Below are 26,303 nucleotides of genomic sequence, written 5' to 3' on the forward strand. Positions count from 1 at the left end.
GGGAGCCCTCCCGCCGGCGTCCGGCGAGCCCGTCCGCCCTCCGACCGAGCCCGCCGTCCATGGCCGACGACAGCCTCTCCGCCTTCCTCGCCGGCGCCGCCGCCGCCATCGGCGCTCGCCACGTCGTCACCGATCCGGCCGATCAGGCGCGCCATCTGGTCGAGTGGCGCGGGCTCTATCGCGGCGAGACGCCAGCGGTGCTGCGGCCCGGCACCACCGCCGAGGTCGCCGAGATCGTCCGCCTCGCCGCCGCGACGCGGACGCCGCTGGTGCCGCAGGGCGGCAACACCGGCCTCGTCGGCGGTCAGATCCCGGTGCCCGGTGCCGGCGAGGTGGTGGTGTCGCTGGAACGGCTCGACCGGATCCGCGCCGTCGACGCCGCCGGCTACACCGTCACCGTCGAGGCCGGTGCGACGCTGGAGGCCGTCCACGCCGCGGCCGAAGCGGTCGACCGCCTGTTCCCGCTGACGCTGGCGTCCCAGGGCAGTTGCAGGATCGGCGGCAACGTCTCGACCAACGCCGGCGGCACCGCCGTGCTCTCCTACGGCAACACCCGCGATCTCGTGCTCGGCCTCGAGGTGGTGCTCGCCGACGGCCGCGTCCTGAACGGGCTGCGCCGGCTGCGCAAGGACAACGCCGGCTACGACCTCAAGCAGCTGTTCATCGGCACGGAGGGCACGCTCGGGATCGTCACCGCGGCGGTGCTGAAGCTGCTGCCGCGCCCGCGCGAGGTCGCGGTCGCCTTCGTCGGGCTCGACGGGCCGGCCGAGGCGCTGGCGCTGCTCGCCCGTGCCCGCGACGAAGCCGGATCGTCGGTCACCGGCTTCGAGGTGATGGCCGGCGGCGCGGTCGCCTTCGCGCTCCGCCATCTCGCCGGCGCGCGGCGGCCGACCGCGGCCGACCATCCCTGGTACGTGCTGGTCGAGATCTCCTCGGGGGCGGCCGACGGCACGGCGCGCCGCCTGCTCGAGACCGCCCTCGCCGAGGCGATCGAGGCCGGCGAGGTCGCGGACGCGGTCGTGGCCAGCAGCCTCGGTCAGGCCGCCGAGTTCTGGCGCCTGCGCCACGGCCTGTCGGAGGTTCAACGCCACGAGGGCGCCTCGATCAAGCACGACGTCTCGGTGCCGCTCGCCGACCTCCCCGCCTTCCTGGTCGAGGCGGAGGCCGCCGTCCGCGCCGCCTTCCCGGGCTGCCGCCCGGTGCCGTTCGGCCACATGGGCGACGGCAACATCCACTTCAACGTCAGCCAGCCCATCGGCGCCGACGGCGCGGCCTTCCTCGCCCGCTGGGACGAGATGAACGCCGTCGTCCACGCGGTGGTGCGGCGCTACGACGGCTCCGTCGCCGCCGAACACGGCGTCGGTCGCCTCAAGCGCGACCTGCTCGCCGAAACCCGCGACCCGGTCGAGATCGAACTGATGCGCCGTCTCAAGACCACGCTCGATCCCCTAGGAATCCTGAATCCCGGACGGGTGATCCAGGCCCCCTGAGCCCGGCTCATTCCCCCGCCAGGAACGCCGTCCAGCGTCCGTCGGCGGCGATCTCGACGTGGAAGAAGCCGTAGGCGCCGGCCGCCCGCATGCCCTCGAAGTCGCCGGCGGTGAGGATGCGGAACAGTTCCACCATCTGCGGCGCCGTCAGCGCATCCAGGGGATAGCGCGCGAAATAGGGCCAGACGTAGCGCTCGTCCGCCGTGCCGGCGTCGACGCGGACCCAACCGGCGTCGAGCACGTCGAGCAGGATGGCGAGCACCTCGCGGCCCTCCTCGTCGCCCGATTCGGCGCGCAGCACCTCGATCGGATCGCCGCCGTCGAGGCTGGAGACCCGCGTGGGCGGCGTCGCCCGCTCGATCAGCGCGCGCAGTTGCTCGGGGTCGCCGGTCCGCGCGGCGGCGATCACCGCCTCGCGGGTCGCCCGCACGGCGGGGGGCAACGCTTCGGTGCCATAGCGGACCTCCGGCAGCGGCCCGGAATAGGGCTCGGCCGTGCTCGGGGCGCGCACGCCGTCCGGATCGTCCTCGACGGCGTCGGGTTCGGGCGGTTCGGCCGAGAACGGCGTGCCGTCCCTCGGGATCACCAGAGAGCCGCCGCCGGGCAGCGGCGGCGCCCCGCCCGTCGCCGGCTCCGTGACGCCGGCGGCGAGGCGGATCGGCGCCCGCGATTCGGCCGCGGCCACGCCGGTCGACAGCACCAGCGACGCCGCGAGCAGGACGGCGGCGCGGCGGAGGAGAACGGGCGTTGCGTCGAGGTCGGAGGTCATGCGAGGCGGATCCGGTCGGCGAGTCTCGAGGACGCGGCTGCCGACTCCTAGACGAATGCGCGCGCCCGACAAAGCGGGAAGCGGCATCGTGAGCCGCCGCGATGCGACGGCGGCTTCCCTTCGCGGCGGTCGGCCGTGCTAGGGTCCGGCGGCACGGCCCGCCGCGCCGCACCGAAGGAGTGGAACCACCGCATGACCTTGGCGCAGTTGCTGTTCGCCGGCGCCGTGATCGGCCTGGTCATGGCCGTTCCCGTCGGGCCGGTGAACCTGCTCGCGATCTCGCGGACGCTGCGCTACGGCTTCGTCGCCGGTTTCGTGGCCGGGCTCGGCGGCATGGTCGCCGACACGCTGCTCGCCGCCATCGCCGCCTACGGCGTCACCTGGGTGATCGACTTCGTCGAGGGCAACGCCCGACCGATCCAGTTCGCCGGCGGCGTCCTGCTCCTGGTGATGGGGATCGCGGCGATGCGCTCGCATCCCCATCTCGACCGCGCCGCGGCGGTCGCCTCGTCGGGTGGCGTGCTGCGCGGCGGTGTCTCCGCCTTCTTCATGACGATGACCAACCCGGGCGCGGCGCTCGCCATGCTCGCCCTTTTCGGCAGCCTCGGCGACATCGACGCCGACGGTCTGCAGGGCGCCCGCGCCGCGGCGGTGGTCGCCGGCGTCGCCGCCGGTTCGACGCTGTGGTGGTTCGTGCTCGCGAGCATCGTGCGCCACGTCCGCGGCCGCCTCGGCGACGCCTGGCTCCACGCGGTCAACCGCACCGCCGGCATCGTGCTCGTGGTGTTCGGGGCGGGCCTGATCGCCAGCCTCGCCCTCGGCATCCGCCTGTTCTAGACCCGCCGCCGGCTCACTGCAGCGTGCGGTTCACCGTGTAGCCGCCGGAGGCGATCTTCTCGGGCAGCTCGCCGATCAGGTTGGCGACGCACTCCTCGCCGAAGCACTCCACCAGCGTCGCGATCGCGGCGAACAGGGCGGCGTGGGCGACCGCGTCGACGGGAAGGCCGTCGGTCTCGGCGTCCTCGAAGGCGCGCTCCAGGTGACCCATGGCCCGCTGCTTGACGTTCTCGCCGGCTCCGACCTCGATCGGCTCGAACACCTCGTCCCGCATGTCGGACATCTCGACGCAACCTCGTCACGCACGGCCCGAATCCCGCCCGCGGCGGAACGATGACCGTCATGGCGACCCTAGCACCCGGCCCCCCGGGTGCAAGACCAATGATTAATGTTCGTTAACGGCATTGCGGACACCCGGTTAATCCGGGGGTAACCCTGCCGCGCCAGCCCCACCCGTGCCCGCGGCCCCGCCGCCGCGCCCGTCGGCGAGGCGCGAGCCGACCTCCGCGCCCTCGGCGAGATAGCGTTGCAGCAGTGCGCGGGTGCGCGCGGTGCAGACCCGATGCACGGCCGCCAGCGTGCGCGTGCCGCGGTTGAAGGCGGCGACGTAGCGCCGGCGCTCCTCGGCTCCGAATCGCTGGGCGTCGACGATCGCCTCCATCCGCCCGCGCCACGCATCCGGCTCGGCGGTGCCGCAGAGCTGGTCGAGATAGGACGTCGCCCCGAGGATCTCGGCGAATCGGGTCAGGTCCGCCTCGAACGGGCGCGCGGCCGGCGCCGGATCGTCCGCGGCGGCGGCCGCGACGGTGGCGGCGAGGAGGACGACGACGGCGGCCGCGGCACCCTGCATACCCTCCCTCCCCGCCCCGAATCGACGGCGCGCAGCCTCGCCCCTCATCGTGGCGGCTCTCCGGCACGTGCGCCGGTGGCCGCGACGAAATGGCCGAGCCGCGGCGTGGTGTCGAGGGAGGCGATCTCGTCCGGGGCGAAGTAGCGGGCGTCGGCCGCGTCGGAGGCGGCCACCGGGGCGGAATCGTCGAGGGCGCGGGCGGCGTGCACCAGCAGCACGTGGTGGCCGAGGAGCACGCCGGCCGAATCGCGGCGGACGATCTCGTGGACGAGCGGTTCGCCGACGATCTCGACGACGAGGCCGGTCTCCTCCATCACCTCGCGCCCGACGGCGTCGGCGACCGCCTCGCCCGGCTCGACGTGGCCGCCGGGAAAGGTCCACAGCCCCGAGAGCGGCGCCTGACCGCGCCGGATCAGCAGCACGCGCCCGGCGCGCCAGACGCCGGCGCTGACCGCCAGACGGGGCAGGACGGGGCTCACCCGAAGATCGCGTCGACCGCCGACTGGGCGTCGGCCGAATCCTCGGTGACCAGCGTGACCGGCGGCGCACCGTTGATCAGGCCCATGGCGTGCGCCAGCAGCGGCTTCACCCGCATCTCGGTGAGATCGGTCACCGCCTCGAGCGGCAGCGCGTCCATCGGCGCCTCGGTGATCATGCGCTGGACGTCGCCGAGGGCCTTGTCGATGTTGCGCACCGTGCTCTCGAAGGCGGCGCGGCGGACGGGATCGACGGCGCCGTAGGCGGCGATGGCGAGGTCGCGCTCCTTGAAGTGCGAGCGGCGGAAGTGCTCGACGTAGCTGCGCGGCAGCCAGGCGACCACGTCGGGCGCGCAGTCGGGCATCATCGGCAGCATGTCGATGAGCATGACCACTTCGTTGAAGTGGTTGAGATAGTCGGTCGCCAGCCGCGTGTCCGGGTGGATGTTCGCCGCCGCCAGACGCGCGGGCGAGAAGTCGTCCGCCCCGGCGTCCACGGCCTCCAAGATCCCCCCAGCGTCCAACGCTCCGGCCTCCTGCTCGCGCATCGGCCGAATCATGATCCCGTCAGGTTGCCAAATGCCTTACGACGCTACACGTTGCGTTCGGATCGTTCGAGACGCGGCGACGGGAGGAGACGGCGATGTGCGGGCGCTACGCCCTGACCCTGCCGCCGGACGCGGTGAAGCGGCTGTTCGGCTATCCCGAGACACCCAATTTCCCGCCACGCTGGAACATCGCGCCGACGCAGCCGATCCCGATCGTTCGCGGCGGCCGCGACGGTGCACATTTCCTGCTGGTGCGCTGGGGGCTGATCCCGGCCTGGGTCAAGGACCCCCGGGACTTCACGCTGCTGATCAACGCCCGCGCCGAGACCGCCGCCGAGAAACCGGCTTTCCGCGGCGCGATGAAGTACCGCCGCTGCCTCGTGCCGGCGAGCGGCTTCTACGAGTGGCGCCGCGACGGCAAGGACAAGCGGCCCTTCCTGATCCGCCCGCGCGACGGCGGCGCCGTCGCCTTCGCCGGGCTTTGGGAGACCTATCTCGGCGCCGACGGCGCCGAGATCGACACCGCCGCCATCCTCACCACCGCCGCCAACCGCCTGATGGCGCCGATCCACGACCGCATGCCCGCGGTGATCCCGCCGTCCGAGTTCGCGCGCTGGCTCGACACCGACGGCTCCAAGCCGGCCGACGTCGCCGACCTCCTCCGCCCTGCCCCCGACGACCTCTTCGAGGCCGTCCCGATCTCCACCCGCGTCAACGCCGTCCGCAACGACGACGCCGCCGTCCAGGAACCGCTCAGCGAACCGCTGCGCGTGGACGCGCCGGCCGCGGAGGAACGGCGCGAGCGCGGTGGTCAGGGCGAATTGTTCTGAGGGGGAAAGTCCGTCACATACCCGGCAGGTCGCGCAGGCGGACGGAGTAGCCGGGCACGAAGGCGGGGACGAGGAGGTCGGCGGCGGAGCAGTCGACGATCGAGCCGTAGCCGCGGGCGTCGGGGTCGCGGTGGACGCGGGTGGTACGATCGGCGGCCTGGATCACCCAGTATTCCCTGACGCCGATCGAGGCGTAGATCTGCGCCTTGCGCACGGCGTCGTAGCGCCAGGAGCTGTCGGCGACTTCGATCACCAGCGCCGCGTCGGGGCCGCGGATGGAGCCGATTTCGAGTTCGGCAGGGAAGACCAGGAAGTCGGGCTCGAGGTAGAGCAGGTCCGAGATCGCCCAGCCGGCCTCTTGGATGTGCCCGAAGGCGTCCGGCAGCTCCCGGGCGAGGTGCCGGTTGAGATGACGTTTCAGCGTCTCGTGCAGCGGGCCCTTCGGCGACATCGGGCGGAGCTCCCCGTCGACGATCTCCAGCCGCTCGTCGGGCTCGATCACCCCGGCCTCGACCATGCGTCGCACGTCCGCCACCGTGAAGGCGCGGCGCAGGCTCCCATCCTCGGCGACGAAGGTGCGCTGGTTCATGATAGCCAGACTACCACGGCCCGCGCGGCCGGCGAAGCCGCTCAGCGCGGCATCGCCTCGCCGAAGCAGACCGGGCGCCCGGCCGACGGGCCGGTCAGTTCGCCCTCCCACATCACCCGGCGGCCGCGGACGACGGTGCCGACCGGCCAGCCGGTGACGGTCACGCCGTCGTAGGGCGTCCAACCGGCGCGCGAGGCGATCCAGGCGTTGGTGACGGTCTCGCGGCGCTTCAGGTCGACCACGGTGAAGTCGGCGTCGTAGCCGACGGCGATCCGGCCCTTGCCGGCGATGCCGAACAGGCGCGCCGGGCCGGCGCTGGTCATGTCGACGAAGCGTTCGATCGAGAGCCGGCCGGCGGCGACGTGGTCGAGCATGACGGGCACCAGCGTCTGCACGCCGGTCATCCCCGAGGGGCTGTCCGGATAAGGCTTCGCCTTCTCCTCGAGCGTATGCGGCGCGTGGTCGGAGCCGAGGATGTCTGCGATGCCCTGGGAGAGCCCCCACCAGATCCGGTCGCGATGGGCGGCCGAGCGCACCGGCGGGTTCATCTGCACCAGCGTGCCGAGCCGGCCGTAGGCCTCGTCGGTCAGCGTCAGGTGGTGCGGCGTCACCTCGCAGGAGACGAGGTCCTTGTGATCCCGGAGGAAATCGATCTCGTCGCCGGTCGAGATATGGAGCACGTGGATGCGCGCGCCCTGCTCTCGGGCGATGCGGACCAGGCGCCTGGTGCAGGTCAGCGCCGCCTCGGCGTCGCGCCAGACCGGATGGGAGGACGGATCGCCGGGCACGCGCTCGTCCTTGCGCGCGCGCAGCCGGAACTCGTCCTCCGAGTGGAAGGCGGCGCGGCGGCGGGTGGCCCCGAGGATGGCGGCGACGCCGGCGTCGTCCTCGACCAGCAGGTCGCCGGTGGACGAGCCCATGAAGACCTTGATGCCGGCCGCGCCCGGCAGGCGCTCCAGCTCCGGGATGTCGGCGACGTTGCCGCGGGTGCCGCCGACCCAGAAGGCGAAGTCGCAGTGCATCCGGTCGGTGCCGGCGGCGACCTTGTCGGCGAGCCGCTCGGCGGTGGTGGTCAGCGGGTTGGTGTTCGGCATCTCGAACACCGCCGTGACGCCGCCCATGACGGCGGCGCGCGAGCCGGTCTCGAGATCCTCCTTGTGGGTCGCGCCCGGCTCGCGGAAGTGCACCTGGGTGTCGATCACGCCCGGCAGGATCGTCAGGCCGGTGCAGTCGATCGTCTCTTCGGCGGCCGACGGCGGGAAGCTGCCGAGCCCCGCGATGCGGCCGCCCGAGACGGCGACGTCGCGGACGCCGACACCGTCGTGGTTCACCACGGTGCCGTTCTTCAGGACGAGGTCGTAGAGGTCGGCCATCGGGGTCCGGTGCTCCGCGCGGGGGATCAGGCGTAGGCGGCGACGATGCCGAGGAAGTCGGCGGCCTTCAGGCTGGCGCCGCCGACCAGCGCGCCATTGACCTCCGGCACCGCCATCAGCTCGCGGGCGTTCGAGGGCTTCACCGAGCCGCCGTAGAGGATGCGCACGCCGGCGCCCGCGGCGCCGAAGCGCTCGACGAGGCGGGCGCGGACGAAGGCGTGGACCTCGGCGACGTCGGCGACGGTCGGCGTCAGGCCGGTGCCGATCGCCCAGACCGGCTCGTAGGCGACCACGGTGTTCGTGGGCTCGACGCCGTCCGGCAGCGAGCCGGCGAGCTGGGTGCCGACCACGTCGAGCGTACGGCCGGCCTCGCGCTCGGCGCGGGTCTCGCCGACGCAGACGATGGCGACCAGCCCGGCCCGGCGGGCGGCGCGCGCCTTGGCGGCGACGACGGCGTCGGTCTCGCCGTGGTCGGCACGGCGCTCGGAATGGCCGACGATGACGTAGGTGGCGCCGGCGTCCTTCAGCTGCTCGGCCGCGACGTCGCCGGTGTGGGCGCCGGAGGCGTCTGCGTGGCAGTCCTGACCGCCGACCGGCAGGCGACCGAGGGTGGCGAGCGCGGCCACCAGCGTCGCCGGCGGGCAGACCGCGACCTCGACCGCGTCCGCGAGGGCCGGCGAGACGCCGTCGGCGATGGCGACGAACTCGGCCACGGAGGCCTTCGTCCCGTTCATCTTCCAATTTCCGGCGACGAGCGGCTTGACGGCCATCACACGAGTCCTCCCTGCAGAACACTGACGCTTCGCGTCGGACGGACTTAGCAGAAGGCCGGGCCGGCGCAAGGCGGGCGCGCGCGGATTCGCGTGTTCGGCCGCGGCTTGCGGCCCCTCCGTCCCGTCCTTATGATCCGCGCCCTATCCGGGGGAGCCCCCGGGAGGATGATGCTCGGGTGCGCCGGTGGCGCGCCGAACCGGACGGGACGATGCTCGACACTCTGCGCCGCGGCGCCCAGACCTGGGTCGCCAAACTGCTCATGGCCATTCTCGTGGTGTCGTTCGGCGCCTGGGGCATCGCCGACGTGTTCCGGAACTTCAGCGTCCACGCCGTCGCCTCGGTCGGCGGCACCGACATCGAGGCGACCGAGTTCCAGCGCGTCTACCAGCGCCAGATCCAGAATTTCTCGCGCCAGATGGGTCAGGCCGTCTCGGCCGAGACGGCGATGGCCTTCGGCCTGCCGCAGCGGATCCTCGGGCAGCTGATGGCCGACGCCGCGCTGCTCGACGCCGCCCGCGGCTACGGCATCGGCCTCTCCGACGACGCCCTCGCCAAGGCGATCGCCGACGATCCGGTGCTGCGCCCGCAGGGCGCGACCGCCTTCGACCGCGCCTATTTCCAGCAGCTCCTGCAGCAGAACGGCTTCAGCGAGGCGTCCTACGTCACCCAGCGCCGCGGCGACGAACTGCGCAAGCAGTTGCTCGACGGCCTCGTCGGCGACGTCACCGCCCCGGCGGCGCTGATCGAGGCGGTGGCGCGCTACCGCAACGAGGTCCGCATCGTCGAGACCGCCGCGCTGCCGCGCAACGCCGTCACGCCCGTGCCGGTGCCGACCGACGACGACCTCGCCAAGTGGTACGAGACCAACAAGGCGACCTTCGCCGCCCCCGAGATCCGCACGCTCTCGATCGTCTCGGCGACGCCCGACGCCCTCGCTGACGCCGCCGCCGTCTCCGACGAGGACGCGCGCAAGGAGTACGAGCGCACCAAGGCGAGCTTCGGCACGCCCGAGACGCGCCGGATCCAGCAGGTGCTGCTGCCGACCATCGAGGACGCCAAGGCGGCCGCCGACAAGATCGCCGCCGGCGGCACCTTCGACCAGCTGATCGCCGAGCGCGGCCTCAAAGCCGAGGACATCGACCTCGGCGTCATGACCAAGGCGCAGGTGATCGACCCCGCCGTCGCCGAGGCCGCCTTCGCGCTGCCGCTCAATCAAGTCAGCCAGCCGATCGGTGCCACCTTCGGCGGCGCGCTGATCCGGGTCACCGAGATCACGCCCGAGCACGTCCGCCCCTACGAAGAGGTCGCGGCGGAGATCAAGAAGACGATCGCGACGCGCCTCGCCGAGAAGCAGATCCTCGACCTCCACGACGAGATCGAGGACGCCCGTGCCGGCGGCGCGACGATCCAGGAGATCGCCGAGCGCTTCAAGCTGAAGCTCGTCACCGCCGAGGTCGACGCCCAGGGCGCCCGCGCCGACGGCACCGAGGTCGCCGACCTCCCCGAGAAGCAGGCGCTGCTCCAGGCCGCCTTCGCCGCCGACGAGGGCGGCGAGACCGACCCGGTGCCCTCGGGCAAGGGCTTCGTCTGGTACTCGGTCGACAAGGTGGTCGCCGCGCACGACCGCCCGCTCGCCGACGTCCGCGACAAGGCCGCCGCCGCCTGGACCGACGCCAAGGTCGACGAACTGCTCGCCGCCAAGGCCGACGCCATGGTCGAGGCCGTCAAGGCCGGCGGCGACTTCGCCAAGCTCGCCGCCGACGCCGGCGCCACGGTCGCGACCTCCGACGCCTTCGCCCGCAACGCCCAGAAGCCCGAGCTCGGCCCGGCGGGCGTCGAGGCCGCGTTCGGCGGACCGGCCGGCCACGTCGTCGCCGTCGAGGGGCCGGATCGCGAACGCATCGTGATGCGGGTCAAGAACGCGGTGGTGCCGCCCTTCTTCGCCGAGGCCGCCGACAGCATCGACGCCGCCAAGCAGCTGCGCACCGAGCTCGAATCGAGCCTCGAGGCGCAGTATGTCGAGGCGCTGAAGAAGAAGCTCGGCACCACGGTCAACCAGGCCATGCTCGATTCGGTGATCGGGCTCGGCAGCCGCTGAGACGCGTCCGCGCAATCCGGGGATCGGGGGATCCGGCCATGGCCGACTTCAAGGCGTTCATCAACAAGGTCGCCGGCGGCAACGCCCTCTCCCGCGAGGAGGCGCGCGCCGCCTTCGACGTGATGATGTCGGGCGAGGCGACGCCGGCGCAGATCGGCGGCTTCCTGATGGCGCTGCGCGTGCGCGGCGAGACCGTCGACGAGATCGCCGGCGCGGTCGAGACCATGCGGGCGAAGATGCTGCGGGTCGAGGCCCCGGCCGAGGCGATCGACATCGTCGGCACCGGCGGCGACGCCACCGGCAGCCTGAACATCTCCACCGCCTCGGCCTTCGTCACCGCCGCCGCCGGCGTTCCGGTCGCCAAGCACGGCAACCGCGCGCTGTCGTCGAAATCCGGCGCCGCCGACGTCCTGATGGCGCTCGGCGTCAAGATCGACGTCCCGGCCGAGACGATCGGCCGGGCGATCGCCGAGGTCGGCGTCGGCTTCATGTTCGCGCCGGCCCACCACGCCGCCATGCGCCACGTCGGCCCGAGCCGGGTCGAACTCGGCACCCGCACCATCTTCAATCTGCTCGGACCGCTGTCGAACCCGGCGGGCGTGCGCCGCCAGCTGGTCGGCGTGTTCGCGCGCGCCTGGGTCGAGCCGATCGCCCGGGTGCTCGGCACCCTCGGCTCCGAGGCCGCGCTGGTGGTGCACGGCTCCGACGGCATGGACGAGATCACCTGCGCCGGCCGCACCCACGTCTCGCGTCTCGAGGGCGGCGAGGTGGTCAGCTTCGAGATCTCGCCGGAGGACGCCGGCCTGCCGATCCATCCGCCCGGCGCGGTCGCCGGCGGCAACGCCGAGGAGAACGCGGTCGCGCTGCGCCGCCTGCTCGAGGGCGCCCCGGGCGCCTACCGCGACACCGTGCTGATGAACGCCGGCGCCGCGCTGATGGTGGCCGGCCGCGCCGCCACCCTCGCCGAGGGCGTCGTCGCCGCCGCCGCGGCCATCGACGACGGCCGCGCGCTCGACAAGCTCGACCGCCTCGTCGCCCTCACCAACGCGGACGACGCATGACCGACATCCTCGCCGCCATCGAGACCTACAAGCGCCGCGAGATCGCCGCCGCCGAGGCCGCCGTCCCGCTCGCCGAGATCCGCGCCCGCGCCGCCGACCAGCCGCCGCCGCGCGGCTTCCGCGCCGCGATCGAGCGCACGCTCGCCGACGGCCGCTACGCCCTGATCGCCGAGATCAAGAAGGCGAGCCCGTCCAAGGGCCTGATCCGCGCCGACTTCGATCCGCCCGCCCTCGCCCGCGCCTACGAGGCCGGCGGCGCAACCTGCCTGTCGGTACTGACCGACGGCCCGTCCTTCCAGGGCGATCCCGCCTATCTCGGCGCCGCCCGCGCCGCGGTGCCGCTGCCGGCGCTGCGCAAGGACTTTCTCTACGTGCCCTACCAGGTCTTCGAGGCCCGGGCCTGGGGCGCCGACTGCATCCTGATCATCCTCGCCGCCGTCGACGACGACACCGCCAAGGCGCTCGAGGACACCGCCTTCGCGCTCGGCATGGACGTGCTGATCGAGGTGCACGACGAGCCCGAGATGGAGCGCGCGCTGAGGCTCGCCTCACCCCTGGTCGGCATCAACAACCGCAACCTCCGGACCTTCGAGACCCGCCTCGAGACTACCGAGGCGCTGGCGCCGATGGTGCCGGCCGGCCGCATCTGCGTCGGCGAGTCCGGTCTCGGCGTCACCGCCGACCTCGACCGCCTCGCCGCCGTCGGCGTCCGCAGCTTCCTCGTCGGCGAGAGCCTGATGCGCAAGCCCGACGTCGCCGCGGCGACGCGGGAGCTGTTGGGCCTCTGACGCTTTCCCCGAAACGCGAAGGGCGCGGGTGCCGTCCGGCCCCGCGCCCGTTCACCACTCTACGCGACGCAACGCTTACGCGACACCACGGCCGGCGGCGGTCGGGCCGCCGCCCGTATCACGGGTCAGCCCACCGTTGCGGCGGGCCGGGGATCACTTCTCGCTCAGCGTCAGGGCGAGGCGCGGCAGATGGGTGGTGCCGTCGGCGAGGAACAGGCTGACCAGCGGCTTGGTCGAGCGCTTGCCGGCACAGGACACCGCCAGCGCCACGACGGCCTGGACGTCGGACTCTTCGGCGCTCGCCAGCGCGACCTGGACGCCGCGGTTCGAGGCGACCGTGCCCTCGGCGGTGGCGAAGTCGGTACCGTCGGCGGCGTTGCGGCCGACCACGGTGTAGGTCGCGTCGGTGCCGCAGGTGTTGACGATGCCGACGACGATCTCGTCGGCCGCCACCAGCGGGATCGGCCCGGCGGCATAGGCCTTGCCCCTCGACTGACCACCGCCGTCCCCGGCGAGCGCGGCACCCGACGTGGCGGCGATGACGACGGCGGCGACGGCGAACTTCTTCAGGATCATTCTCTACCCCCGGCGGATCGTCGCGCGCGGCTCACGACGCCGCGCAGAGCGGACAACGATCGCTGAGGACAATCATTCCCATCGAGATCTGAATTCGCGCTTGCGCCGATGCCAACAATTGCATCGATCCGCATCTTTTCCGAGGATCTTGCGGCTTCGGAAAGGCTGCAGGCGCCGCTTCAGCGGAACGAGACGGAGACCGTCCCGAACACCCCGAAGTCGGCGGTCACGGCGTCACCGGGTCCGACCTCGAGCGGGACCATGCAGGTGCCGGTCGTCACCACTTCGCCGGCCGCGAGCGGGATGCCGAGGCCGGAGAGTTCGTTGGCCAGCCACGTCAGCGCGAGCCTGGGATCGCCGAGCACGTTGGCGCCGATGCCCTCGCGCGGCGGCCGCCCATTTACGGTGCCGAACACGCGGTGGGCGGAGAGGTCGACGTCGCGCCAGAGCGCCGGCGCCTCGGGGCCGAGCACGAATTCGTGGGCGCAGGCGTCGTCCGCGATCAGCTGGGCGGCGCCGACCTTGGTGAAGTCGCGGTAACGGCTGTCCGGCACCTCGATCGCCAGGTGCAGCGCCGCCACCGCCGCCATCACCTCGTCGACCGTGTAGGGTTCCGCCCGCGGCTCCAGCGTCCGCCCCACGCGGAAGCAGAACTCCGGCTCGGCGACGGCCATCAGGTTGTCGCCGAAGGCCAGCTCGGCCCCGGAGGGGAACGCGCGCCCGGCGAACAGACGGCCGGCGAGCGGGCCGTCGACGGCGATGTGGCGCTGGCCGGCGAGGCTGGTGGCGGCGATCTTCCAGCCGATCCGCGGGCCGGCCGAACGGCCCTCCAGGCGCGCCTGGATCGCGTAACCGTCGGCGCGGCTCGCCGGGCGCACGGGCTCGGGGATGGCGTCGCAGCGCGCCTGCCGGCTCCAGAGATCGTAGAGGAAGTCCGCCGCGGCGGAGGCGTCGTCGAGCTTCATGTTGTTCCCTCCCGGCGGCGATGCTATGCGCCGCGGGACGAACGCCCGCAAGGGACGCGTGGGGGGCGTCGCCGTGGAGGAACCCGTGACCGATCGGCTCACCCATCTCGACGACACCGGCGCCGCCACCATGGTGGACGTCGGCGACAAGGCCGTCACCGACCGCACCGCCGTCGCCGAGGGGCGCGTCGTCATGCGCCCGGAGACGCTGGCGCTGATCGTCGCCGGCGACGTGCCGAAGGGCGACGTGATCGCTACCGCGCGCATCGCCGGCATCATGGCCGCCAAGCGCACCCACGAGCTGATCCCGCTCTGCCATCCGCTCGCGATCACCAAAGTGAAGGTCGACATCGCCGCCGACGCCGCGCTGCCGGGCCTCGTCGTAACGGCCACGGTGCGCGTGCCGGGCCGCACCGGCGTCGAAATGGAGGCGCTGACCGCCGCCTCGATCGCATGCCTCACCATCTACGACATGGCCAAGGCGGTCGAGAAGGGCATGCGGATCGAGGGTATCCGCCTGCTCGCCAAGGCCGGCGGCAAGTCCGGCGACTGGTCCGCCGCCGACTGACACGTCGCCGATCGCGCGACACCGCCCTTTCACGAGAGGATCGCCGCCATGGCGTTGACGTCCGTCGCCGAAGCCCAGTCCCGCCTGCTCGGGTCGGTCGTGCCGCTCGCGGTCGAGACCGTATCGATCGAGGCCGCCGCCGGCCGTGTGCTGGCGCAAGATCTCGCCGCCCGCCGCACCCAGCCGCCCTTCGCCGCCTCGGCCATGGACGGCTACGCCGTCCGCGGCGCCGACGCCGGCGCCGGCTCGGTGCTCGCGGTGATCGGCGAAGCCGCCGCCGGCCGCGGCCTGCCGCGCCCGGTCGGTCCCGGCGAGGCCGCGCGCATCTTCACCGGCGCGCCGCTGCCGGACGGCGCCGACACCGTGGTGATCCAGGAGGACACCGCCCGCGACGGCGACCGCGTCACCCTGACCGCCGCGACCGCGCCCGGCCGCAACGTCCGCCCCGCCGGCCTCGACTTCGCCGAGGGCCACGTGCTGCTCCCCGCAGGCCGCCGGCTCGACGCCCGCGCCCTCGGCCTCGCCGCGGCGATGAACCACGGTGTGCTGCCGGTGCGCCGGGCGCCGCGGGTGGCCGTGCTCGCCACCGGCGACGAGCTGGTCGCCCCCGGCACCGAGCCTGTCGGGCCCGACCGCATCGTCGCTTCCAACCAGATCGCCATCGCCGCGATGGTGCGCGAACTCGGCGGCGAGCCGATCGCCCTCGGCATCGCCCCTGACGACCTCGACGCCATCCGCGGCCGCATCCGCGCCGGTCTCGACGCCGGCGCCGACGTCATCGTGCTGCTTGGCGGCGCCTCGGTCGGCGACCACGACCTGACCGGGCCGGCGCTCGCCGCCGAGGGCGTCGCCTTCGACGTGCAGAAGCTGGCGATGCGGCCGGGCAAGCCGCTGATGCTCGGCCGGCGCGGCGCAGTCCACGCGCTCGGACTGCCCGGCAATCCGGTGTCGAGCCACGTCGGCGCCGTGCTGTTCCTCGCCCCGCTGCTGCGCGCCCTCCAGGGCGAGACCGATCCCCTGCCCCGGCTCGAGCCGGCCGTGCTCGGCACCCCGCTCCGGGCCAACGACCACCGCCAGGACTATCTCCGCGCGACGCTCGCGGTCGACGGCGGCCGCCTCGTCGCCACGCCGGCCTCGCTGCAGGACTCCTCGGTGATCTCGGTGCTCGCCGCCTCGAACGCCCTGATCGTCCGCCCGCCGCACGCCCCGGCCGCCGCCGGCGGCGACACCGTCGACGTCGTCCGGCTCTGACGCTCGCCAGCGCCGGCGCGATCCTCGCGTCGAGGCGCGGCGCCGCCGATGCCGCCGGCGATGCGCGCCACCACGCCCCTTGCGCGAGCGATCCCGTTCCGGTTCAATCCATGTGAGAGCCCGTACCGGAGCGACGGGACGGGGAGCACCGCGCGTCATGACCGACACGAGCGAGACGGCCGACACAACCGCGTATCCGGACCTTGACGCCATCCGTGCCGAGGTGGGTACCCGGTTCATGGTCAACGGCGAACCGATGACGCTGGTTTCGGCCGAGCCGCTGCGGGCCGCGAGCATGCCCGGACGCGCGACCGGTTTCGCCCTGGTCTTCGCCGGCGAGCCCGGCCGGCCGATGCGGCCGCAGGCCCTCCGCGCCCTCGAACCGCCGCTGGCTGGGATCGCCGGCCTGTTCCTGGTCTGCGTCGGCCCGCGCCCCGGCGGCGGCTTCCGCTACGAGGCGGTGTTCAACTGACGCGACGACCGGAGGCGCGCGGTCCTGCGACGTGACATCCGGAGACGACACCGGCACGACGGCGCGGCACGCGGCATCCTCCCAACGGCCGGAACGCCACCGTAGATGCGCACGACCGCCGAAACGAGTCGGCGCATGTCGACCCGCCCTGCATCCTAGGGTGCCGGCCGGTCCGTCCCTCGGACGCCCGATTCCGGCAGCGGCAACTCCATCTTCTCGTAGGCGCCGGCGAGCCCCTGCGAGACGAAGCCGAGGCGCAGGTACAGGCGGCGGGCGGGGTTGTTCGGCTCGACGTGGAGCCCGATGCGGGCGAGGCCGCGCGCGCCCGCCTCCCCGGCCGCGAAGTCGATCAGCGCCGCGCCGATGCCGCGGCCGCGAAAGGCCGGCAGCAGGCCGACGTCGACGACGCGCAGCTCCTCGCCGGCCGCGATCAGGATCAGCCGGCCCGCCGGAACGCCGTCGACCTCGACGATCCAGCGGTCGGCGTCGGCATAGTGGCGGGCGTAGTGCAGCGACTGCAGGCGGAACTGATCGGCCAGGAAGGCCTCCAGCACCGCGTCCGGCCAGCCGGCGACGGCCATCTCGGCGCGGCGACCCTCGACGTAGACGGCGCATTCGAGCGCGGCGTCGTCCGCGCGGGCGGGACGCAGCGACACCCCCGGCGCGGCGCGGAGCGCGCGCGACGGGGGTGTCGCCTCGATCCCGGCGTCGACGGGGGCGATCACGGCGGGGTCGGGAAGTAGCCCTCCGTGCAGATGCACCAGCGCATCGCCAGGAAGGGCTGGCGGTTCTCGTGGGGATTGCCCGTGCCCGACCCGCTGCCGACGAAGGGCGTCAGCGTGGCGGGGTTGAGTTGCACCGGCGAGGGCGCCGGATCCTGGGTGTAGCCGAAGGCGGCCACCGTGCCCGACGGGTTGCCCTTGAAGTAGATGCCGGTCTGCAGGTTGCCGGTGGGTTCCTGCACGCGAACCGCCAGCGTCGACTGGGCACCCTGGTAGTTGTGGATGTGGGGCGGCATGTGCGCCGTGGTCAGCGCGACGGCATTGGCACCGCCGTGCTGGGCGACCATCGGGTCGAAGTCGTCGACCGGATCGTCGCCGGCGCAGACCAGGGCGCGCGCCCTGAGGTCCGGCAGGGCGAAGTTGAACCCCGGCGTGCCACCGTAGAGATTGCCGATCACCGCGTAGAGCGACTGGTTGGCCTGAACGGGGACGAGAGTTCCGTCGCAGAGGGCCCAGTTGAGCGGAACGAACTGGTAGGGAAAGAGCCGAAGCTCGCCGACGAAGGCATCCATGGCGTGCGTCTCCTCAAGGGCGGTCGGGATAGAGACCTTCGTAGCAGATGATGAAACTGACCGCTTGGTAGGGCATGATGTTGTCATGCGGCTGGCTGCCGCCGGCGGACGCGCCCACCGTGGTCGGATCGAGGAACTGCTTGGTGATGCCAGCGGCCGAGCCCGGGACGTAGGCGTAGATGGTCCCGTCGGGGCGCGCACCCGGCACCGCCAGCACAGCCCCGCCGCTCGGCGTGTCGGTGGTGCCGCCGTCGCCGCTGACGGTGACGAAGTGGCGGTGGATCGCGATCTGGTCCTGACGCAACTGCACCTTGCTGCCGCCGCCGCTGACGCCCAGGACCCGCTGCTTGAGGCCCGGGCCGGTGCCCTGGCCGACCGCGAGCCGCCCGCGCAGGTCCGGCAGCTTGAAGGTGGTGTAGCCGTTGCCGCCGTATGTCACGCCGAGCAACGAGTAGAGGACCTGATAGGTCTGGATCTGCAGTTCGCTGCCGTCGCACATCAGCCAACTCTGCGGCGCGAACTTGCCGGCGAACGGGCGAATTTCACCCACGACGCTTTCCATGACGGGTTTTCTCCTGCGGAGATCGAACGGGCTTCGCCGGACCGGCGCTCACGGACGCGGCGGATAGTAGCCGGTCAGCGCGATCGCGAAGTTGAGGGTGAGGAACGGCTGCATGTTGTCGTGGCCGTTGCCGCCGACCGGATCGATCGCGGAGGAGTCCAGCACCCGCGGATTGGTGATCGGATCCGACGCGCCGTGCGGCTGGTAGACGTTGAACGTCACCGACGACGAGGTCGTCGGCACCACGCGTCCGAAATTGTTGCCGCCGGGATTGACCTGGTTGCCGTTCTGCCCGGACGCGAAGATCGCGTGCGTGTGGGTCGGCGCCTGCTTCTCCGACAGCGCCACGGTCTCCTGCCCGCCCTTGGTGCCGACGGTGTAGTTCACGGTCGGATCGACCGGCTGCGCTCCGATCCCGACCGGGGTCCGCCCCCGCAGGTCCGGCAGCGCGAAATAGTTGGCATCGCCGCCGAAACTGTTCAGCAGCAGCGAATACAGCGCCGGATACTGCCGCGCCGGCAGCATCGAGCCGTCGCACAGCGCCCAGCCGACCGGCGCCCAGGGGAACGCCCACATCTTGATCTCGCCGACGAACGGTTCAGCCATCGTCACACCTCCCGATCACGGACGCAGTTCTCCCCGACCGCGGCGCGTCTCGCCACGGACCACCGGCCCGAGCCTGCAATTTTGAATTTTATTTCCCGTTGAACTCAACTAATCATGGTTTGCCGTCGATGGCAACCACGCGATTTCCGGAGTCGACGGCCTCGTCGATCCCGATCTCAGGATCCGTCCTTCGCCGACTCGGCGCCCGTTTGTTCCAGCGGGGCCGTGTGCTTGTCGGCCGTCGCCGACCAGACCCCGGCATCCTCGACGGTCGGCTTCACCCAAGGGCGGCGAACCGGCGGATGTCCGCCCTGCGCCGCGGCCGGCGAGGAGGCGTCGACCGCCGTTTCGAGGCCGATGGTCTGCGTCTTCACGGGATCCGTCATCGACTGGTCGCTGCTCCCCCGAAGCGTCCGACGCCCCACGTGACGAACAACTCGTGCCGACGGCCGAGTTCCATCGCCGGCCCGAAGTGCCCTTCGGACCGCATACGGCGTGCACGGATCGCCTTCCCGTTGAAATTTGACCGGGAGTATGGTCCACATCGTGGTGCAACACAAGCGGGCATTAATCAAGCGTCGATTTCAGGACCCCGCGACGGATCAGCGAATGGTTGTCGGCTCCAACAGTGAAATGTGGGTTTTCGGGGCGAACGCGGCGTCGACACCGCTGTCGCCGCAACCGCGCCGCTACCGCATGGCCGGCGTGGAAATCGCGTCGCAGTTGTCGCTTCCGACAGCCCTTGCCGGTGGCGACACCACCGCCGATCTCGTGATCCGGCTCCGCCCGCTGCCCGACCGTCTCGCCACACCGCTCGCCTCCGGCACCGGCTGGAGCCTCGACCACCGCGACTTCCTGCTGGAGCTCGACGGGATCGCCCGGATCCGGGTCCGCGACGGCCGCGAGATCGCCGTCGACCCGGCGCCCGGCACCGCTGCCGACGATGCGGCCGCCTTCGCGGTCGGCACCGGGCTCGGCGTCACGCTGCTGCAGCGCGGCGTGCTGCCGCTGCACGCCGCCGCCGTCGGCCATCGCGGCCGCGCCGTGCTGCTCTGCGGCGTCAGTGGCGCCGGCAAGTCGACTCTGGCCGGCGCGCTCTGCCGCGCCGGCTGCGACTTCCTCGCCGACGACGTCGCCGCCCTGGCTGCGTCGGTCGACGGTCCGCCCGTGGTGCAGCCCGACGGCCGGGCACTGCGCCTGCACCCGGAGAGCATCGCGGCCCTCGACCTCGCCGCGCGGGCCGGCTCCCCGGTGCGTCCGGCGGTCGCCAAGCGCCACGTCGCGCCGCCGACGGCGGTGCCCGGACCGCTGCCGATCGGCGCCGTCTTCGTGCTGGCCCCGGCTACGCCCGCCCGGCCGGCCGGGATCACCGCGATGCCGGTCCTGGCGGCCGCGCAGGCGCTGCTGCGCCACACCTTCCGCCGCGGCCTCGCCCTCATGATCGCCCCGGCCGTGCTGACCCGCGAGATCGCCACCCTCGCCGACAGCGTGCCGGTGGCGACCCTCGTCCGCCCGCAGCGCTTCGCCGACCTCGACGCCACCGCCGCCGCGGTGCTCGCCCATCTCGACGCGGCGTGGTGAGCCGGCGCCATGGCGATCTTCCCGCCCGGTCTCGTCTGGCTCGCCTCGTTCCCGAAGTCGGGCAACACGTGGCTGCGCGTGCTGTTCGCCAACCTGCGGGCCGGCGCTGTCGGCGGCGCGCACATCAACCGGCTGGAGGACGACGACGGCGACTATCCCGGCTCGAAGGACTGGCTGGTCGAGCGCACCCAGGTCGATCCCGACCTGCTCGGCCTCGCCGAGATCGAGCGCCTGCGCGCCCGCGTCCACGACGCCCAAGCGCCGACCGCCACAACCTTGCAGCCGGTCAAGATCCACGACGCCCTGTTCGGCGTCTCCGGCGCGCCGATCGCCGGCACCGTAGCGCGGGCGATCCTCTACGCCGTCCGCGACCCGCGCGACGTCGCGGTGTCGGCGATGCACCACTTCGGCCTGACCGCCGACGCCGCCGTGGCGCTCCTCGACGGCGAGCACGGCCCGTTCGGCGGCGGCCGGATGCTGCCCTACCGGCTCGGCGACTGGTCGAGCCACGTCCGCGACTGGACCGGCTACCGCGCCGTCCCCGTGGTGACCCTTCGCTACGAGGACCTGCGCGCCGAACCCGAGCACCGCTTCGCCGCGGTGCTCGCCGCCCTCGGCGTCGCCGCCGACGCAGCGGAAATCGCGACCGCGGTCGCGCGTTCGTCGCTGGCGGCATTGCAGCGCCAGGAAGAGGAGGCCGGTTTTTCCGAGGCCCGCCTCGGTCAGGCACGTTTCTTCCGCTCGGGCCGGGTCGGCGAATGGCGGGAGGTGCTCTCGCCCGCGCAGGTCGCGGCCATCGAAGCGCGCCACGGCGCCGTCATGCGGCGCTTCGGCTACCTGCCCGCCGAAGAGGACCCGTCGCCGTGACCTATCCCCGTTTCCGCCGCCGCCCGGACGCGCCCGCCGCCACGCTCGGCGACCGGCTGCTGGTGCTCGACGTCGCCCGCGCCCGCTTCGTCGGCCTGAACGCGGTCGGCGCGCGGCTGTGGGCGCTGTTGGAAACGCCACTTTCCGCCGACGACCTCGTCGCCAACCTTCTCGCCGAGTTCGACGTCGACGCCGCAACCTGCCGCATCGAGACGGCGGCGGTGCTGCGCGACCTCGTCGCCCGCGGCCTCGTCGAGGTGGATCCAGACCCGTGCGCCTGATCTGCGGCCTGCTCCGGCTCGACGGCGGCCCCGCTTCGCCCACCACCGTCGCCGCCATGGCGGCGGCGATGACGGCGCCCGGTCTCGCTCCCCGCCTTGCCGTGCGCTGCGACGGCCCGGTCGGCCTCGGCGTGCTCGCCTTCTCGCGGGCCCACGCAGCGGCGGTGGTCGCCGACGGCGCCCTGCTCCTCGCCGCCGACGCACGGCTCGACGATGCCGGCGAAGCCCCCGAGGCCATACTGGCCCGGGCGATCGGGACCGCCGGCCCCGACTTTCCCGATCGCGTCGACGGCGACTTCGCGGTCGCGGCCTGGGACGGCGCGCGGCGGCGCCTGCTGCTCGGCCGCGACGCCTTCGGCGTCCGGCCGCTCGCGTACGCCCTCCGGTCGGGGCGCTGGTTCGCCTTCGCCAGCCTGCCGAAGGGCTTGCACGGCGCCGGTCTCGCCGCCGCCGACTACGATCCCGCCGAACTCGCCGCGCTGTTCCTGCAGGTCTACCACCGCGGCGCGGCGACCGGTTTCCGCGAGATCCGGATGCTGCCGGCCGGCTGCTCCCTGTCGATCGCCGCCGACGACGGCGTCCCGCGCCTCTGCCGCGCCTTCGCGCCCGATCCCGCCACCGTGGGGCGCTGGCGCGGCAGTGCGGACGAGGCCGCCGAAACGCTCCGCATCCTCGCCGACGCGGCGGTGCGCGCGCGCCTGCCCGCGACGGGTCCGGCGGCCGCTCATCTCTCCGGCGGTCTCGACAGTTCGCCGGTGGCCGTGCTGGCGGCGCGGGCCTTGCGCGAGCGCGGCGACCGATTGCTGGCGCTGTCGTGGTCGTCGCCGCTGACGCCGGACCGGCCCGGCCGGGACGAGGCCGCGATGGCCGCCGCGGTGCTCGCCGCCGAGCCGGGCATGATCCACCGCGACTTTCCCTACGGCCTGCCGCTGCCCGACCGGGGCTTCGACCCGGACTGGCCGACCGACCCGATCCATGCCCATCTCGACCTGTCGACCGCCGCCGCGGCCGCCTTCGGCGCCGGTGTCGTCCTCTCCGGCGTCGGCGGCGATCAGGCGGCGAGCTACGACGGCCGTCACCCCTATCTCGCGCTGCTGACGGCCGGCCGGATCGGCAGGCTGGTCCGCGAACTGCCGGCGCGGGCGGAGGCCGACGGCGTCGGTCTGGCAAGGGCGATCCACGGCCGGCTGCTCCGGCCCGCCCTCTTCGGCCGCGACGGCGGGGCGCGCCGGCAGGCCCTGACGGCCGAACGGGCACGCTTCCTGGTGCCGGCGCTCCGCGCCGTCGCGCCCGACCTCGCGCTGCCGCGCCAACTCGACGGCTTCCGCCCGGAGGACCGCGTCGGCGCCGTGCTCGACAACCACCTGCCGTCGCGCTGCACCGAGATGGCCTTCGCCGGCGCGCGCCACGGCGTCGCCTTCGCCTTCCCGCTGCTCGACCGCCGACTGGTGGAGTTCGCCCTCGGCCTGCCGCTCCACCTGATGGTCGACGAGGGCCTGGCGCGCCAGCCGTGGCGGCGGGCGATGCGCGGCGTGCTGCCGGAAGCGGTGCGGCTGTCGCCCCACAAGCTCGGCGGCTCCGACCCCCGCCACGTCCGCCTCGCCGCCCACGCCCCGGCGCTGATCGCGGAGGCGGCGGCCCTGAAGCGCCACGACGCCGCGACGGCGATCGTCGACCTCGACCGCGTCGCCGCGGTGCTGGCGCTGCTCGGCCGCGCCGACGGTCCGCCGGCCGCCGTGCTGAACGGCGCCGCCCGGGCGCTGTCGCTCGCGCGCAACCTCGCCCGGATGGCGGATCAGTCGAAGCTGGCGAGTTCCACCTGACCGGGCGCGGCACCGCCGCCGATCAGCACGACGCCGCCGGCGGTGAGCCAGGCGTGGGCGGCGAGACCGCCGTCGGCCGGGCCCGCACTGAGGTGGAGCCGGGTCGGCAGGCCGCGTCGGCGCAGCATGGTGCGCAGCGCGAGCGCGCGGGAGAGGCAGAGGAAGCGCGAGGGGGCGAAGCGGGTCGCCCGCTCGACCGCCGCGGCGACGCGGCGGCCGCGCACGACCGTCTCGGTCGGCACCGGCACCGCGGGCGCCTTGGCGAGGCGGCCGGCGAAGCGCCGGAACGGCACCACGCGGATGGCGACGGTCCAAAGACCGAGCCACGCCGCCGCCTCGATCACCCGGAGCCGCCACAGCCACAAGCCCATTCTCACGTCACCCGCACCCGAACGTCCCGTCGGTCGCGACGGTAGCGCCGAGGCCCGCGTCCTGTCCATGCCCGGCGGCCGGCGCGGGCCGGAAGCGGCCGTCGGCGCGTGCGACACCCGAGTTTCTTCGACGTCGTAAATTTCCCCGCAACCACGTCGCACGATCTCCGGCGCGCGAGCGGTCCACCATGCCCCGGTTCGCGTTAGGAGTCTGGAGGCGAGTCGCGCCAAGATGCCGGACCGGTCGATTCGGGCCGGCCCACAACAGCTCAGCGACCCCCCTCAGAACAAGATCGAGCGGGCCGGGCATGATTGCGACCACCAACGACGCCGACGGTTCGGCGGGCGCCGGACGGTGTCCGGCCGCGGAGGCGGAGGATCTCGGGCACGTCCTGCGCCTGATGCGGCTGCTGCTCACCGCGGTCGACTACGCCGGAACCGACGGACTGACGCTCGAGCGCGACTCGGCGCTGGTCGGTCTGGTGCGCACGCTGGTCGGCCGTCAGGGCACGTCTCCCCACTCCACCCGCACCGCGGTGATGGCGCTGCGCGACCTCGTCTGGCGCGTCGACACCGCCCGCGCCCTCCTCTCCGCGCGGGTCGACGAGGCCGGCCGGCGCGAACTCGACGTGCTGCTCGACACCGACGACATCCACCTCTTCCTGCGCCAGGAGCGCTGAGCGGCGGCCTGCGCCGCGGTGCGAAGCGCTTGACCTCTCCGGCGCGAGCGACGATACCCACGGCTTCCGTGAACCGCGGGCGTCGTCCGGGGTCGGCGACCGTCTCGCGCGCCGGCCGGATCCGCCCGGCCGGACACCGCCGAGACGAGGTCGACCGAGCGCCATGAGTTCCCCATCCGCGGCAACGGCCGCCGAGAACAGGATCCGCGCCGAGGTCGGCCGCCGGCGCACCTTCGCGATCATCTCGCACCCCGACGCCGGCAAGACGACGCTGACCGAGAAGCTGCTCTTGTTCGGCGGCGCCATCCAGCTCGCCGGTCAGGTCCGCGCCCGCGGCGAGAACCGGCGCACCAGGTCGGACTGGATGAAGATCGAGCGCGAGCGCGGCATCTCGGTCGTCACCTCGGTGATGACCTTCGAGTACGGCGGCCACGTCTTCAATCTGCTCGACACCCCGGGCCACGAGGACTTCTCCGAGGACACCTACCGCACGCTGACCGCGGTCGACAGCGCGGTCATGGTGATCGATGCGGCCAAGGGCATCGAGGCGCGCACGCGCAAGCTGTTCGAGGTCTGCCGCCTGCGCGACATCCCGATCGTCACCTTCGTCAACAAGCTCGACCGCGAGGCCCGCGACCCGTTCGAGACCCTCGACGAGATCGAGAAGACCCTCGCCCTCGACACCGCGCCCGTCACGTGGCCGGTCGGCTCGGGCCGCGACTTCGTCGGCACCTACGACCTCGCCTCGCGCCGCACCCGGCTCATGAACGAGAAGGGCGAGGACCACCGCGACGAGATCGACGACGCCGCGCTCGACGAACTGCTCGCCGCCCGCCACCTCTCCGACAAGCGCGAAGAGATCGAGATCGCCCGCGAGGGCACCGCGCGCTTCGACGTCCAGGCCTTCCGCGAGGGCCACCTGACGCCGGTGTTCTGGGGCTCGGCCCTGCGCAACTTCGGCATCAAGGACCTGCTCGACGGCCTCGGCGCCTTCGCGCCCGCCCCGCGCGACCAGCGCGCCGACACCCGCGAGGTCCACGCCGACGAGGAGAAGATGTCGGCCTTCGTGTTCAAGATCCAGGCGAACATGGATCCGAACCACCGCGACCGCATCGCCTTCGTCCGGCTGTGCTCGGGCCGGCTGCAGCGCGGCATGAAGGTGCGCCACGTCCGCTCCGGCAAGACCATGAGCCTGCACACGCCGCAGTTCTTCTTCGCCCAGGAGCGCCAGCTCGCCGAGGAGGCCTTCGCCGGCGACGTGGTCGGCCTGCCCAACCACGGCACGCTCCGGATCGGCGACACCCTGACCGAGGGCGAGGATCTCACCTTCGTCGGCGTGCCGAGCTTCGCGCCCGAGATCCTGCGCCGCCTCCGGCTCGAGGACGCGATGAAGGCGAAGAAGCTGAAGCAGGCCATGCAGGAACTCGCCGAGGAGGGCGTCGTCCAGCTGTTCCGCCCGGTCGACGGCTCGCCGGCGCTGGTCGGCTTCGTCGGCGCGCTCCAGCTCGACGTGCTGCAGAACCGCCTCGAGCAGGAATACGGCCTCGAGGTCGGCTTCGAGACCAGCCAGTACAACATGGCGCGCTGGGTCGGCGGCGAGCGGCAGGCGGTCGCCGATTTCGCGGCGGCGAACCGGTCGGCGCTCGCCGAGGACGTCGACGGCGATCCGGTGCTGCTGTCGAGTTCGGGCTACGCCTTCAACTACGTCCGCGAGAAGTGGCCCTCCGTCCGCTTCACGGACGTCAAGGAAATCCAGGCGCGCGCCGGCGCGGCGTGACCGTTCCGCCGCACTCGGACATCCGATTGCGAAGGCTACGTTGCACTGCGATGCGATCCGCGGCAGGATCGTCCCATATGGATTTGCCTTCGGATCCTCGACGGGGGCCATTGGCGCCCGTCCGGCCGCGATCTTCGCCGCGGTCG

General features: G+C 73.0%; 31 protein-coding genes. 15 read left to right on the forward strand and 16 right to left on the reverse strand.

The annotated features are described in order from the left end of the window. Nucleotides 1-59: 59 nt before the first annotated feature. Nucleotides 60-1,490, forward strand: coding sequence for an FAD-binding oxidoreductase (locus EDD54_RS06515; protein WP_126535460.1), 1,431 nt, complete (start codon nt 60-62; stop codon nt 1,488-1,490). A 7-nt stretch (nt 1,491-1,497) separates the two neighbouring features. On the opposite strand, the gene EDD54_RS06520 is transcribed toward EDD54_RS06515, so the two are convergent. Further along, entirely contained in the window at nt 1,498-2,259 is a 762-nt protein-coding gene (locus EDD54_RS06520) for a hypothetical protein (RefSeq protein WP_126535459.1), read from the reverse strand. 192 nt (nt 2,260-2,451) lie between these two features. Between EDD54_RS06520 and EDD54_RS06525 the strand changes: the two genes are divergently transcribed. Then, complete coding sequence (locus EDD54_RS06525) at nt 2,452-3,096, forward strand: LysE family translocator (protein WP_126535458.1); 645 nt, start codon at nt 2,452-2,454, stop codon at nt 3,094-3,096. 13 nt (nt 3,097-3,109) lie between these two features. Here EDD54_RS06525 and EDD54_RS06530 read toward each other — a convergent pair whose 3' ends face one another. The 4 genes from EDD54_RS06530 to EDD54_RS06545 all read right to left on the reverse strand — a co-directional run bounded on the left by EDD54_RS06530 (nt 3,110) and on the right by EDD54_RS06545 (nt 4,919). Then, complete coding sequence (locus EDD54_RS06530) at nt 3,110-3,379, reverse strand: hypothetical protein (protein WP_126535457.1); 270 nt, start codon at nt 3,377-3,379, stop codon at nt 3,110-3,112. Nucleotides 3,380-3,514: 135 nt separating this feature from the next. Next, the gene (locus EDD54_RS06535) at nt 3,515-3,946 is read right to left on the reverse strand and encodes a TIGR02301 family protein (protein ID WP_165644497.1); all 432 of its coding nucleotides are present in this window, start codon (nt 3,944-3,946) and stop codon (nt 3,515-3,517) included. Nucleotides 3,947-3,990: 44 nt separating this feature from the next. Then, the gene (locus tag EDD54_RS06540; protein WP_126535455.1) at nt 3,991-4,425 is read right to left on the reverse strand and encodes an NUDIX hydrolase; all 435 of its coding nucleotides are present in this window, start codon (nt 4,423-4,425) and stop codon (nt 3,991-3,993) included. Continuing rightward, a complete protein-coding gene (locus EDD54_RS06545) occupies nt 4,422-4,919 on the reverse strand; it encodes a hypothetical protein (protein WP_207620372.1) in 498 nt (165 codons plus the stop codon). The genes EDD54_RS06540 and EDD54_RS06545 overlap by 4 nt, the downstream gene beginning before the upstream one ends. Nucleotides 4,920-5,065: 146 nt before the next feature. On the opposite strand from EDD54_RS06545, the gene EDD54_RS06550 reads away from it, so the two are divergent. Next, on the forward strand, nt 5,066-5,800 hold the full coding sequence (locus EDD54_RS06550; protein ID WP_126535454.1) for an SOS response-associated peptidase: 735 nt from the start codon (nt 5,066-5,068) through the stop codon (nt 5,798-5,800). Between the two features lie 13 nt (nt 5,801-5,813). On the opposite strand, the gene EDD54_RS06555 is transcribed toward EDD54_RS06550, so the two are convergent. From EDD54_RS06555 to tpiA, 3 genes are read right to left on the reverse strand one after another with little or no spacing between them, the layout of a single operon-like run. Then, the gene (locus tag EDD54_RS06555; RefSeq protein ID WP_126535453.1) at nt 5,814-6,389 is read right to left on the reverse strand and encodes a Uma2 family endonuclease; all 576 of its coding nucleotides are present in this window, start codon (nt 6,387-6,389) and stop codon (nt 5,814-5,816) included. Nucleotides 6,390-6,430: 41 nt separating this feature from the next. Beyond that, nucleotides 6,431-7,762, reverse strand: a complete 1,332-nt coding sequence (locus EDD54_RS06560) for a dihydroorotase (protein WP_126535452.1) — start codon at nt 7,760-7,762, stop codon at nt 6,431-6,433. 26 nt (nt 7,763-7,788) lie between these two features. After that, on the reverse strand, nt 7,789-8,532 hold the full coding sequence (gene tpiA / locus EDD54_RS06565; protein WP_126535451.1) for a triose-phosphate isomerase: 744 nt from the start codon (nt 8,530-8,532) through the stop codon (nt 7,789-7,791). A 212-nt stretch (nt 8,533-8,744) separates the two neighbouring features. Between tpiA and EDD54_RS06570 the strand changes: the two genes are divergently transcribed. From EDD54_RS06570 to trpC, 3 genes are read left to right on the forward strand one after another with little or no spacing between them, the layout of a single operon-like run. After that, on the forward strand, nt 8,745-10,634 hold the full coding sequence (locus EDD54_RS06570) for a peptidylprolyl isomerase (RefSeq protein ID WP_126535450.1): 1,890 nt from the start codon (nt 8,745-8,747) through the stop codon (nt 10,632-10,634). Between the two features lie 38 nt (nt 10,635-10,672). Further along, complete coding sequence (gene trpD / locus EDD54_RS06575; protein WP_126535449.1) at nt 10,673-11,695, forward strand: anthranilate phosphoribosyltransferase; 1,023 nt, start codon at nt 10,673-10,675, stop codon at nt 11,693-11,695. Then, nucleotides 11,692-12,483 carry an indole-3-glycerol phosphate synthase TrpC gene (trpC, locus tag EDD54_RS06580; protein ID WP_126535448.1) on the forward strand — a complete coding sequence of 264 codons (792 nt, stop codon included), beginning with the start codon at nt 11,692-11,694 and terminating at the stop codon, nt 12,481-12,483. Before trpD ends, trpC begins: the two co-directional genes overlap by 4 nt. A gap of 153 nt (nt 12,484-12,636) precedes the next feature. Here trpC and EDD54_RS06585 read toward each other — a convergent pair whose 3' ends face one another. Both EDD54_RS06585 and EDD54_RS06590 read right to left on the reverse strand, forming a co-directional pair. Beyond that, nucleotides 12,637-13,059 (reverse strand): hypothetical protein, encoded by a 423-nt coding sequence (locus tag EDD54_RS06585; RefSeq protein ID WP_126535447.1) that lies wholly within the window; start codon nt 13,057-13,059, stop codon nt 12,637-12,639. Between the two features lie 179 nt (nt 13,060-13,238). Next, a complete protein-coding gene (locus EDD54_RS06590; RefSeq protein ID WP_126535446.1) occupies nt 13,239-14,024 on the reverse strand; it encodes a 2-keto-4-pentenoate hydratase in 786 nt (261 codons plus the stop codon). Nucleotides 14,025-14,109: 85 nt separating this feature from the next. Here EDD54_RS06590 and moaC point away from each other — a divergent pair, with 85 nt between their 5' ends. The 3 genes from moaC to EDD54_RS06605 all read left to right on the forward strand — a co-directional run bounded on the left by moaC (nt 14,110) and on the right by EDD54_RS06605 (nt 16,315). Then, nucleotides 14,110-14,592: a cyclic pyranopterin monophosphate synthase MoaC gene (gene moaC / locus EDD54_RS06595; protein ID WP_425374984.1), complete on the forward strand. Its 483-nt coding sequence runs from the start codon at nt 14,110-14,112 to the stop codon at nt 14,590-14,592. Between the two features lie 48 nt (nt 14,593-14,640). Then, nucleotides 14,641-15,843, forward strand: coding sequence for a molybdopterin molybdotransferase MoeA (locus EDD54_RS06600; protein ID WP_126535444.1), 1,203 nt, complete (start codon nt 14,641-14,643; stop codon nt 15,841-15,843). Nucleotides 15,844-16,000: 157 nt separating this feature from the next. After that, entirely contained in the window at nt 16,001-16,315 is a 315-nt protein-coding gene (locus EDD54_RS06605; protein ID WP_126535443.1) for a DUF6916 family protein, read from the forward strand. A 155-nt stretch (nt 16,316-16,470) separates the two neighbouring features. On the opposite strand, the gene EDD54_RS06610 is transcribed toward EDD54_RS06605, so the two are convergent. The 5 genes from EDD54_RS06610 to EDD54_RS06630 form a co-directional block, all read right to left on the reverse strand. Beyond that, a complete protein-coding gene (locus EDD54_RS06610; protein WP_207620546.1) occupies nt 16,471-17,040 on the reverse strand; it encodes a GNAT family N-acetyltransferase in 570 nt (189 codons plus the stop codon). Then, the gene (locus EDD54_RS06615; RefSeq protein ID WP_165644819.1) at nt 17,037-17,609 is read right to left on the reverse strand and encodes a phage tail protein; all 573 of its coding nucleotides are present in this window, start codon (nt 17,607-17,609) and stop codon (nt 17,037-17,039) included. The genes EDD54_RS06610 and EDD54_RS06615 overlap by 4 nt, the downstream gene beginning before the upstream one ends. A gap of 13 nt (nt 17,610-17,622) precedes the next feature. Next, on the reverse strand, nt 17,623-18,171 hold the full coding sequence (locus EDD54_RS06620; protein ID WP_126535441.1) for a phage tail protein: 549 nt from the start codon (nt 18,169-18,171) through the stop codon (nt 17,623-17,625). A gap of 48 nt (nt 18,172-18,219) precedes the next feature. After that, complete coding sequence (locus EDD54_RS06625; RefSeq protein ID WP_126535440.1) at nt 18,220-18,777, reverse strand: phage tail protein; 558 nt, start codon at nt 18,775-18,777, stop codon at nt 18,220-18,222. 176 nt (nt 18,778-18,953) lie between these two features. Further along, nucleotides 18,954-19,163 carry a hypothetical protein gene (locus tag EDD54_RS06630; RefSeq protein WP_208112153.1) on the reverse strand — a complete coding sequence of 70 codons (210 nt, stop codon included), beginning with the start codon at nt 19,161-19,163 and terminating at the stop codon, nt 18,954-18,956. 337 nt (nt 19,164-19,500) lie between these two features. On the opposite strand from EDD54_RS06630, the gene EDD54_RS06635 reads away from it, so the two are divergent. The 4 genes from EDD54_RS06635 to EDD54_RS06650 are packed head-to-tail and all read left to right on the forward strand — an operon-like array spanning nt 19,501 to nt 23,329. Beyond that, nucleotides 19,501-20,358, forward strand: coding sequence for a phosphoenolpyruvate carboxykinase (ATP) (locus tag EDD54_RS06635; RefSeq protein WP_126535438.1), 858 nt, complete (start codon nt 19,501-19,503; stop codon nt 20,356-20,358). 9 nt (nt 20,359-20,367) lie between these two features. Next, nucleotides 20,368-21,225 carry a sulfotransferase domain-containing protein gene (locus tag EDD54_RS06640; RefSeq protein WP_126535437.1) on the forward strand — a complete coding sequence of 286 codons (858 nt, stop codon included), beginning with the start codon at nt 20,368-20,370 and terminating at the stop codon, nt 21,223-21,225. Then, on the forward strand, nt 21,222-21,506 hold the full coding sequence (locus EDD54_RS06645) for a PqqD family protein (protein WP_165644979.1): 285 nt from the start codon (nt 21,222-21,224) through the stop codon (nt 21,504-21,506). Before EDD54_RS06640 ends, EDD54_RS06645 begins: the two co-directional genes overlap by 4 nt. Further along, nucleotides 21,497-23,329: an asparagine synthase-related protein gene (locus tag EDD54_RS06650; RefSeq protein ID WP_126535435.1), complete on the forward strand. Its 1,833-nt coding sequence runs from the start codon at nt 21,497-21,499 to the stop codon at nt 23,327-23,329. Before EDD54_RS06645 ends, EDD54_RS06650 begins: the two co-directional genes overlap by 10 nt. Here EDD54_RS06650 and EDD54_RS06655 read toward each other — a convergent pair. Beyond that, a complete protein-coding gene (locus EDD54_RS06655; RefSeq protein ID WP_166653434.1) occupies nt 23,302-23,700 on the reverse strand; it encodes a lasso peptide biosynthesis B2 protein in 399 nt (132 codons plus the stop codon). The two genes, EDD54_RS06650 and EDD54_RS06655, sit on opposite strands and share 28 nt — an antisense overlap. 308 nt (nt 23,701-24,008) lie before the next feature. Between EDD54_RS06655 and EDD54_RS06660 the strand changes: the two genes are divergently transcribed. Then, complete coding sequence (locus EDD54_RS06660) at nt 24,009-24,380, forward strand: hypothetical protein (protein ID WP_126535433.1); 372 nt, start codon at nt 24,009-24,011, stop codon at nt 24,378-24,380. 163 nt (nt 24,381-24,543) lie between these two features. Beyond that, nucleotides 24,544-26,157, forward strand: a complete 1,614-nt coding sequence (locus EDD54_RS06665; RefSeq protein WP_126535432.1) for a peptide chain release factor 3 — start codon at nt 24,544-24,546, stop codon at nt 26,155-26,157. Nucleotides 26,158-26,303 lie beyond the last annotated feature (146 nt).

Source organism: Oharaeibacter diazotrophicus, from assembly GCF_004362745.1.
GTDB lineage: Bacteria > Pseudomonadota > Alphaproteobacteria > Rhizobiales > Pleomorphomonadaceae > Oharaeibacter > Oharaeibacter diazotrophicus.

Excerpts from the sequence above, each read along its gene's own strand:
- EDD54_RS06590 (WP_126535446.1), bottom strand. The coding sequence starts at position 14,024 with ATGAAGCTCGACGACGCCTCCGCCGCGGCGGACTTCCTCTACGATCTC.
- trpD (WP_126535449.1), top strand. The coding sequence starts at position 10,673 with ATGGCCGACTTCAAGGCGTTCATCAACAAGGTCGCCGGCGGCAACGCC.
- EDD54_RS06630 (WP_208112153.1), bottom strand. The coding sequence starts at position 19,163 with ATGACGGATCCCGTGAAGACGCAGACCATCGGCCTCGAAACGGCGGTC.
- EDD54_RS06665 (WP_126535432.1), top strand. The coding sequence starts at position 24,544 with ATGAGTTCCCCATCCGCGGCAACGGCCGCCGAGAACAGGATCCGCGCC.
- EDD54_RS06550 (WP_126535454.1), top strand. The coding sequence starts at position 5,066 with ATGTGCGGGCGCTACGCCCTGACCCTGCCGCCGGACGCGGTGAAGCGG.
- EDD54_RS06515 (WP_126535460.1), top strand. The coding sequence starts at position 60 with ATGGCCGACGACAGCCTCTCCGCCTTCCTCGCCGGCGCCGCCGCCGCC.
- EDD54_RS06605 (WP_126535443.1), top strand. The coding sequence starts at position 16,001 with ATGACCGACACGAGCGAGACGGCCGACACAACCGCGTATCCGGACCTT.
- EDD54_RS06600 (WP_126535444.1), top strand. The coding sequence starts at position 14,641 with ATGGCGTTGACGTCCGTCGCCGAAGCCCAGTCCCGCCTGCTCGGGTCG.
- EDD54_RS06555 (WP_126535453.1), bottom strand. The coding sequence starts at position 6,389 with ATGAACCAGCGCACCTTCGTCGCCGAGGATGGGAGCCTGCGCCGCGCC.
- EDD54_RS06525 (WP_126535458.1), top strand. The coding sequence starts at position 2,452 with ATGACCTTGGCGCAGTTGCTGTTCGCCGGCGCCGTGATCGGCCTGGTC.
- EDD54_RS06640 (WP_126535437.1), top strand. The coding sequence starts at position 20,368 with ATGGCGATCTTCCCGCCCGGTCTCGTCTGGCTCGCCTCGTTCCCGAAG.
- EDD54_RS06570 (WP_126535450.1), top strand. The coding sequence starts at position 8,745 with ATGCTCGACACTCTGCGCCGCGGCGCCCAGACCTGGGTCGCCAAACTG.
- EDD54_RS06530 (WP_126535457.1), bottom strand. The coding sequence starts at position 3,379 with ATGTCCGACATGCGGGACGAGGTGTTCGAGCCGATCGAGGTCGGAGCC.
- EDD54_RS06615 (WP_165644819.1), bottom strand. The coding sequence starts at position 17,609 with ATGGATGCCTTCGTCGGCGAGCTTCGGCTCTTTCCCTACCAGTTCGTT.
- tpiA (WP_126535451.1), bottom strand. The coding sequence starts at position 8,532 with ATGGCCGTCAAGCCGCTCGTCGCCGGAAATTGGAAGATGAACGGGACG.
- EDD54_RS06655 (WP_166653434.1), bottom strand. The coding sequence starts at position 23,700 with ATGGGCTTGTGGCTGTGGCGGCTCCGGGTGATCGAGGCGGCGGCGTGG.
- EDD54_RS06625 (WP_126535440.1), bottom strand. The coding sequence starts at position 18,777 with ATGGCTGAACCGTTCGTCGGCGAGATCAAGATGTGGGCGTTCCCCTGG.
- EDD54_RS06520 (WP_126535459.1), bottom strand. The coding sequence starts at position 2,259 with ATGACCTCCGACCTCGACGCAACGCCCGTTCTCCTCCGCCGCGCCGCC.
- trpC (WP_126535448.1), top strand. The coding sequence starts at position 11,692 with ATGACCGACATCCTCGCCGCCATCGAGACCTACAAGCGCCGCGAGATC.
- EDD54_RS06660 (WP_126535433.1), top strand. The coding sequence starts at position 24,009 with ATGATTGCGACCACCAACGACGCCGACGGTTCGGCGGGCGCCGGACGG.
- EDD54_RS06535 (WP_165644497.1), bottom strand. The coding sequence starts at position 3,946 with ATGCAGGGTGCCGCGGCCGCCGTCGTCGTCCTCCTCGCCGCCACCGTC.
- EDD54_RS06585 (WP_126535447.1), bottom strand. The coding sequence starts at position 13,059 with ATGATCCTGAAGAAGTTCGCCGTCGCCGCCGTCGTCATCGCCGCCACG.
- EDD54_RS06560 (WP_126535452.1), bottom strand. The coding sequence starts at position 7,762 with ATGGCCGACCTCTACGACCTCGTCCTGAAGAACGGCACCGTGGTGAAC.
- EDD54_RS06620 (WP_126535441.1), bottom strand. The coding sequence starts at position 18,171 with ATGGAAAGCGTCGTGGGTGAAATTCGCCCGTTCGCCGGCAAGTTCGCG.